Annotated in this window: 9 protein-coding genes; 3 read left to right on the top strand and 6 right to left on the bottom strand. The window is 70.3% G+C overall.

Features of this window, described 5'->3' with window-relative positions:
• Positions 1–78 precede the first annotated feature (78 nt).
• The 3 genes from GGQ63_RS21750 to GGQ63_RS21740 all read left to right on the top strand — a co-directional run bounded on the left by GGQ63_RS21750 (position 79) and on the right by GGQ63_RS21740 (position 2458).
• The gene (locus GGQ63_RS21750; protein ID WP_183858732.1) at positions 79–558 is read left to right on the top strand and encodes a GlcG/HbpS family heme-binding protein; all 480 of its coding nucleotides are present in this window, start codon (positions 79–81) and stop codon (positions 556–558) included.
• 54 nt (positions 559–612) lie between these two features.
• Complete coding sequence (locus GGQ63_RS21745) at positions 613–1623, top strand: 2Fe-2S iron-sulfur cluster-binding protein (RefSeq protein WP_183858731.1); 1011 nt, start codon at positions 613–615, stop codon at positions 1621–1623.
• A 178-nt stretch (positions 1624–1801) separates the two neighbouring features.
• Entirely contained in the window at positions 1802–2458 is a 657-nt protein-coding gene (locus tag GGQ63_RS21740; RefSeq protein ID WP_183858730.1) for a GntR family transcriptional regulator, read from the top strand.
• A gap of 112 nt (positions 2459–2570) precedes the next feature.
• Here GGQ63_RS21740 and GGQ63_RS21735 read toward each other — a convergent pair whose 3' ends face one another.
• From GGQ63_RS21735 to GGQ63_RS21710, 6 genes are all read right to left on the bottom strand, one after another.
• Positions 2571–3485 (bottom strand): NAD(P)-binding domain-containing protein, encoded by a 915-nt coding sequence (locus tag GGQ63_RS21735; RefSeq protein WP_183858729.1) that lies wholly within the window; start codon positions 3483–3485, stop codon positions 2571–2573.
• A 40-nt stretch (positions 3486–3525) separates the two neighbouring features.
• On the bottom strand, positions 3526–4287 hold the full coding sequence (locus GGQ63_RS21730) for a sulfite exporter TauE/SafE family protein (RefSeq protein WP_183858728.1): 762 nt from the start codon (positions 4285–4287) through the stop codon (positions 3526–3528).
• Position 4288: 1 nt separating this feature from the next.
• On the bottom strand, positions 4289–5752 hold the full coding sequence (locus GGQ63_RS21725; protein ID WP_183858727.1) for an aldehyde dehydrogenase family protein: 1464 nt from the start codon (positions 5750–5752) through the stop codon (positions 4289–4291).
• 127 nt (positions 5753–5879) lie between these two features.
• The gene (locus GGQ63_RS21720; protein WP_183858726.1) at positions 5880–6182 is read right to left on the bottom strand and encodes a 2Fe-2S iron-sulfur cluster-binding protein; all 303 of its coding nucleotides are present in this window, start codon (positions 6180–6182) and stop codon (positions 5880–5882) included.
• Between the two features lie 36 nt (positions 6183–6218).
• Positions 6219–6515, bottom strand: coding sequence for a ferredoxin (locus GGQ63_RS21715; RefSeq protein ID WP_183858725.1), 297 nt, complete (start codon positions 6513–6515; stop codon positions 6219–6221).
• Between the two features lie 83 nt (positions 6516–6598).
• Positions 6599–6889, bottom strand: coding sequence for a 2Fe-2S iron-sulfur cluster-binding protein (locus GGQ63_RS21710; protein WP_183858724.1), 291 nt, complete (start codon positions 6887–6889; stop codon positions 6599–6601).
• Positions 6890–6961 lie beyond the last annotated feature (72 nt).

The following is a 6961-nucleotide window of genomic DNA, read 5'->3' as shown; positions in this document are numbered from 1 at the left end:
GGACAGAGCCCGTCACGAATCGAACGGGCGCGGCCTCGCCGTCGCGCCCGCCGCCGATCCCAGTCCCGGAAAGAAGCCTTGAAGACCATTCTGAAGCTCGAGCGGGCCGAGGCCCGCGCCATGGTCGCCGCCGCGATCGCCAAGGCCGAGGAGCTCGGCGTGCCGGAATCCGTCTGCGTGGTCGACGAGGGCGGCTATCCGATCGCGCTCGAGCGGATGGACGGCGCCCGCATCACCGGGCCGCAGATCGCCTGGAACAAGGCCTGGACCGCCGCCGGCCACAAGCGTTCGACCCATCTCTTCACCAAGCCGCCGCACGGCCCGGCTCTGCCCGGCAACGAGGCCTATGGCATCCAGCTGAGCTTCGAGGGCCGCTTCGCCGCCTTCGTCGGCGGTTTCCCGGTCGTCGTCGACGGCCAAGTGATCGGCGGCGTCGGCCTGTCGGGCGGCAATGGCGAGCAGGACATCGCCTGCGGCCTCGCCGCGCTCGCCGCGCTCCAGTCCATCGTCTCGTCCGCCGGCCACACCGTGGTCGTGGAGGCCGACATCAAGAAATAGGAGGGTTCGCTGTCCGCCGTCCGCTCGCTCCATTTCCCGGTCCGGGACTGCGCCTTGTCGTATCGCGTCACCCTGCTCGAAGATGCCCTCGCCTTCGATGTCGAGCCGCACGAGACGCTGCTCGCCGCGGCGCTGCGGGCGGACATCAACCTGCCGCACGACTGCAAGTCGGGCACGTGCGGCACCTGCCGCTTCCGCATCGTCGAGGGCACGGTCGACTATCTCGAGCCGCCGATGGGCCTCGATCCGGAGGAACGGGCGGCGGGCTTCGGCCTCGCCTGCCAGGCCCGGCCGGCGAGCGACCTCGTCGCCGAGATCGAGGTGATGCCCTCGCTCGTCGAGCCGCCCGCGCGGCACCGCGCCACGGTGCGCGCGGTCGAGCGGCTCGCCGCCGACGTCGTCCATCTGGCGCTCGACCTGCCCGAGGCGGCGCGCTGCGACTACCTGCCCGGCCAATATGTCAACATCCATTTCGACGACGGCCGCAGCCGGTCCTTCTCGATGGCGGCGCCGCCGCGCGGCCGGACGATCGAACTGCACGTCCGGCAGATCCCGGGCGGCGCCTTCACCGAGCGCCGCATCGCGACGCTCGCCCCCGGCGACGCGCTCGACATCGAACTGCCGCACGGCTCCTTCTTCCTGCGCAAGGACGATTTCCGGCCGCTCCTGATGGTCGCGACCGGCACCGGCCTCGCGCCCGTGAAGAGCATCCTCGAATCGCTGATGGACGATCCGGACTGCCCGCCCGTCGCCCTCTATTGGGGCGCCCGCACGAAGGCCGACCTCTATCTGCACGCGGCGATCGAGGCCTGGGCCGGCCGGTTCGACGATTTCCGCTATGTCCCCGTGCTGTCCCGTCCGGATGCCGATTGGGACGGACGCCGCGGCTATGTCCAGGACGCCGTGCTCGCCGATTTCCCCGATCTCTCCGAGCAGGCGATCTATCTCTGCGGCTCGCCGACCATGGTCGGCGCGGCGAAGAGCCTGTTCCTGTCGAACGGCGCCAGCGTCAACCACATCTACGCGGACAGTTTTCTCTTCCAGCACAACCGCAGCGCGGGCTGAGCGGACGCGCCTCCCACACACCGCGCCTGACGCCCGATCGGGACGGGCGCCGCCGTCTGCGCCCTCCCGGCGCATGGCACCTGGGCGCGGAATCGGCTATGGTGCCGGGGATGCATTCTGTATCCCATCATCGGGTGCGGACGGCCTCACCGGGGCCGAGGGTGCTCGAGGTGCCAGCATGGACATGAACGTCAATCTGCTCGGGGCGACGCATACGCCGCTCACCAAGCTCGTCACCAAGGCGCTGCGCGACCGGATCCTGTCGGGCGATATCCCGCTCGGCGAGCGGCTGATCGAGGGGCGGCTGTCGGAGGAGCTCGGCGTGTCGCGCATGCCGGTCCGCGAGGCGCTGCGCGAACTCGCCGCCGAGGGCATCGTGACGATCGAGCCGCGCCGCGGCGCCTCGGTGACGACCTTCACCGAAGAGCAGAAGCGCGAGCTGGTCGAGGTGCGCGCGACGCTCGAATCGCTCAACGCGAAGCTCGCCGCCAAGCGGCACGACCCGGACCAGATCGCCGAACTGCAGCGCATCCTCGACGAGGGCTCGCGCCTCACCGACGGCGACGACGTCGCCGCGCTGTCGCGGCAGAATTTCCGCTTCCACGAGGCGATCGGCCGGGTCGCCGGCAATTCCGTGCTGCAGGAGACGATCCGCTCGCTGCGCGACCGCACGGTGATGATCTTCGCGCCGGTCAGCCGCAAGCGCGGCAAGGAGAACTGGCAGGAACATGCCGCGATCCTGCGCGCCGTGATCGCCGGCGATGCCGAGCTCGCCGGTCTGCTCGCCGCCCGCCACGTCTATAATGCGGCGCAGATGGCGCCGCTCGAGGCGTGATGCCCGTTCCCGGCAATTGTCGCCGGCGCGGGGATGGCACCGCCGGACCGGGGCGCCGTTCGGCGTAACGGAGTGTCGTCTTGCGAGAGAGTGGCGGGCGAGCGGTGAGCCCTCAGCCGCCCGCGATCTTGCGGAAGGCGAGACCGGCGAGGGCGATGTCCTCGAGGCCGACGCCGACCGATTTGTAGAGCGTGATCGCCGCGGCGTCGCGCCGGCCCGGCGCCGTGCCGGCGACCAGTTCGCCGAGCTCGACGATCTTCTCCGCCGGCAGCACGGCGGGGTCGGCGAGCACGAGGTCTCCCGCCTCGCGCAGGCTCTGCGGCCGCCATTCGACGGCGACCAGCGCGGCCCGGGCGAGCGCGCGATCGTCGAGTTCGCGCGTCGTCGGCAGGCTCGATCCGACCGCGGCGACGAACTGGCCGGGCCGCAGCGCGGCGCCGGGGAAGAGCGCCGTCCTGGCACGCGAGGCCGTGACGATGATGTCGGCCTCGGCGACCGCCTCTTCGGCCCCGACGAGCCGCGCCGCCACGCCCGCCTCGGCGGCGATCTCCTCCGCCGTCTCCGGCCGCGGCGCCGAGGAGACGATCAGGACCTCCGACAGCGGATAGGCGGCGGCGAATTGCGCCGCATGGGCGCGGCCCTGCACGCCGGTGCCGAACACGGCGAGCCGCCGGCTGTCGTCGCGGGCGAGATGGCGCGCCGCGAGCACGGAGCAGGCGGGGGTCCTGAGGCGGGTGATCGCATTCGCCTCGATCGAGGCGAGCGGATGGCCGGTCTCGGTCGAGAACAGCGCGATGGCGAAGGAGAAGCGGCCCCCGATCGTCGTATAGACCTTGGCACCGACCACGCCGAGATCGGGGATCACCGCGCCGAGCGTCGACAGTTTCACCCCGCCCGCCTCGGTGCGGAAGCGTTCCTGCATCGCGGCGCGGCCGGCGCCGAAGCTCGCGAAGGCGTCGCGCATGACGGCCTGCGCCTCGCCGATGGACACCGCCTCGGCGACCATTTGGTCGGTGATGAAGAGCACGGACAAAGCCTCGCGAGAACGAACGAACGGTCCGGTCGGATCAGCCCGGAACGAGCCAGACCCGCGCCAGGATTCCGACCGCGCCGAAGCCGGCGAGGGCCAGTAGCACGAGACGCACCGCGTCGCGAGAGAACAGGCGCGTCAGCGGGCTCGAAACCGCGAAGCCGAGGATCATGAAGGGGAAGAGGAGGAGGCCGAGCCAGGTCTCGCGCCAGCCGAACAGGCCAACCACGCCGAGCATGGCGAGCGAGACGAGCGCGCCGAGGAAGAACACCACGCCCATGGTCGCGCGGAGCCGCGGCGGCGGCAGGCTCTGCATGACGATCGCGAAGGGCGGTGCGCCCGACGAGGTGATCGTGCCCATCAGGCCTGAGGCGAAGCCGGCGAAGAGCATGTTCGGCACGGAGGGCGCGACCCGCCAGCCGGACAGGCTGAACGCCACCCCGGTGAGGATGAGGAGGGCGAAGACGGTCGAGAACAGGGTGACGGGCAGGATCGAGAGCGTCGCTCCGGCGACGAGCGTGCCGACCACCCGGCCGCCCATCAGCGTCGAGGCGCCGGTCCAGTCGACTTCGCGCCGCTCGCGGATCAGGCCGAGCAGGGCGAGGCCGGCGCCGAGCACGAGCAACGGCCCCGGCACCAGTTCCGGATAGAACAGCACAGCGAGCGGCGCCGACACCATCGCGAAGCCCATGCCCCCGATGCCCTGCAGCAGGGCGGCGACGAAGACCATGGCGGCGGGGCCGGCGAAATGGGCGAGCGCGAAGCCGGGCGGGACGAGCGCGATCAGCGCATCGGCCATCTCAGGCGCCGAGATAGATGCTCTTGATGCGGCTGTAGAAGTCCATCACGGTCGCGCCGCCCTGCTCTTTCGCCGTCTGGTTGCTCGAATGCTTGAAGCCGCCGAACGGCGCGTTGAGCGCCACGCCGGAGGTCGGGCTGTTGACCTTGACGATGCCGTGCCTGGTCTCGCGGGTGAAGCGCAGCACGGCGGAAAGGTCGTTGGTGACGAGCGAGACGGCGAGACCGTATTCGGTGTCGTCGGCGATGGCGATCGCCTCGTCGAGCGTGTCGATGGCGCGGATCGCCACCACCGGGCCGAAGATCTCCTCACGCAGCAGCCGGCTGTCGGCCGGCAGGTCGGCGATCACGGCGGGGCTGACGAAATAGCCTTCGGCGAGCGCCGGATCGGTGGCGCGCAGCGATTCGCCGCCGGCGACGATGCGGCCGCCCTCGGCCTTGGCGATCTCGATATAGGCGAGCACCTTCTCGTACTGCGCTTCGGTCGCGAGCGGCCCCATCTTGACGCCGTCCGCCGTGCCCGGCCCGACCTTGATCGCCTTCGCCGTCGCGGCGAGCTTCTCGACCAGCGCCTCATAGAGCGGCCGGGCGACGAGCACCCGGCTCGTGCCGGTGCAGGCCTGGCCGGTCAGGCCGAAGGCGCCGCGCTCGATCACCGCCGCCGCCTTCGCGAGATCGGCATCGGCGAGCACGATGGTGGCGTTCTTGCCGCCCATTTCGAGCTGGCAGCGCGTGTCGGTCGACAGCGACGCCTGGATCGCCTTGCCGACCGCATAGGAGCCGGTGAAGGTGAGCGCGTCGATGCCCGGCTCGGCGGTGATCGCCCGGCCGACGCTCGGGCCGCGGCCCTGGACGAGGGCGATCAGCCCGGCCGGGATGCCCGCCTCGAGCAGCACCTCGACGAGGCGCTGGCCCATCAGGGGCGTGATCTCGGAGGGCTTGAAGACGACGCCGTTGCCGGCGGCGAGCGCCGGGGCGATCTTGCGCGCCGCCATCGAGAGCGGGAAATTCCACGGCGTGATGACGGCGACGACGCCGACCGGCTGGCGGACGGAGAGCACGAGCTGTCCGGCCTCGCTCGGATAGGTCTCGCCGTTGAGCCGCAGCGCCTCGCCGGCATAAAGGCGGAAATTGGCGGCGATCCGGCGCGCCTCGTTGCGCGCCTCGGTGATCGTCTTGCCTTCCTCGCGGGTCAGCTCGGCAGCGATCGCGTCGGCCCGCCGGGCCATGATGTCGGCGGCCTTGAAGAGCGCGTCGGCGCGCACTTCCGGCGAGGCGGCGGCCCAGGCGGGCCAGGCCGCCTTCACGGCGGCGACCGCCGTCGCGACATCCGCCGCGCCGGAATCGGGAAACAGGCCGATCAGGTCGCGCGGATCGGCCGGATTGCGGTCCTCGAAGGTGGCGCCGCTCGCCGCGCCCACCCAGGCGCCGGCGATGTAGTTCAGATTCTCAACGGCGTCGGACATGGCGATCGGACCTTCGGACTGGCAGGGAGGAGAAGCGTAGGAAACGGCGCCCGCAACCGGGCGCCGCGACGCGCGGCGCCGCCCCCAGCCGAGACGAAGGAGGCGGCCGCGGCGGCGGGACAAGGCGTCAGCGCTTCCGCTCGGAGAGCGGAATCCAGGAGACGCTGATGTCGCCATTGACGAAGGTCTGGCAGGCCATGCGGTGGCCGGCCGCCAGATCGGCCTCGGTCAGGTGCTTGCGCTCCTTCGGCTTGACCGCGTCGGTGTGCTCGAGACCGCTCTCGATCTTGCAGCGGCAGGTGCCGCACAGGCCGCCGCCGCATTTGAACGGGATGCCGCCCTTCTCGCGCAGCGAGACGCGCAGGAGATTGCTGTTCTCCGGCGCGGTGGCGGTCATCCCGCCATTGGTGAGGAAGGTGATCGTGATCATAGGCGGCGCGGCATCCCGGGAGAGCGGAAAGGAAGGTCAGACCGGCTTCAGCACGATGTCCATGCTGCCGTAATGGGTGAGCGTCTCGAGCTCGGCGCGCGCCTCTTCGAGGGAATCGAACTTCTCGAACAGCTTCGAGGGCACGCTGTTGGTGATCTGCGGCGGCTCGTCCTCGACGATGGTGATGCGGGCCTCGCTCTTCAGCAGCTCGGCGATGGTGAAGCGTGCCCGGTTGCGGCCGTAGAACAGGTAGTCGTAGGATTCGACCGGCACGACGCCGTCGGAGATCTCGGTCCTGAACTGGCCCGGCTTGGTGGTCAGGATGACATACATCGGACTGTCCTATGGGTGGGCGGCGCTGCGCCGCCGAGGGTGAGCGCCGCGGCGGGCGATCCGCGGCGGATGAGGGACGGGGTCTAGTCCTGCATCAGCTCGAGATCGTGACTGATCCAGAGCTGGCAGGCGAGGCGATAGCCCGCGTCGAGCTGATCGCCGAGCATCTTCTTTTCTTTCCAGTTCGGCGGCGGCAGGTGCTCGCCGCCGGCGAGGATGCGGCTCTTGCAGGTGGCGCATTTGCCCATGCCGCATTTGTAGGCGAGATGCGGAAAGGGAAACTGCTTGATGCCGGCCCGGACGACGAGATTGGTGTTTTCCTTCACCTCGTCGCGGTAGACCTCGCCCTTCTTGTGAAACGTCACAATCGGCATGGGGATTCTTTCGCCAGCATCGGGAGGGGACGGCGCGACCCTCGAGGGCCGCGCCGGCTTTCAGCGTTCTGT

It is taken from the genome of Prosthecomicrobium pneumaticum, from assembly GCF_014199915.1.
Classification (GTDB): domain Bacteria; phylum Pseudomonadota; class Alphaproteobacteria; order Rhizobiales; family Kaistiaceae; genus Prosthecomicrobium; species Prosthecomicrobium pneumaticum.
The sequence above is the reverse complement of the archived record's forward strand: the minus strand, read 5'-3'. Positions and strand labels throughout refer to the sequence as shown.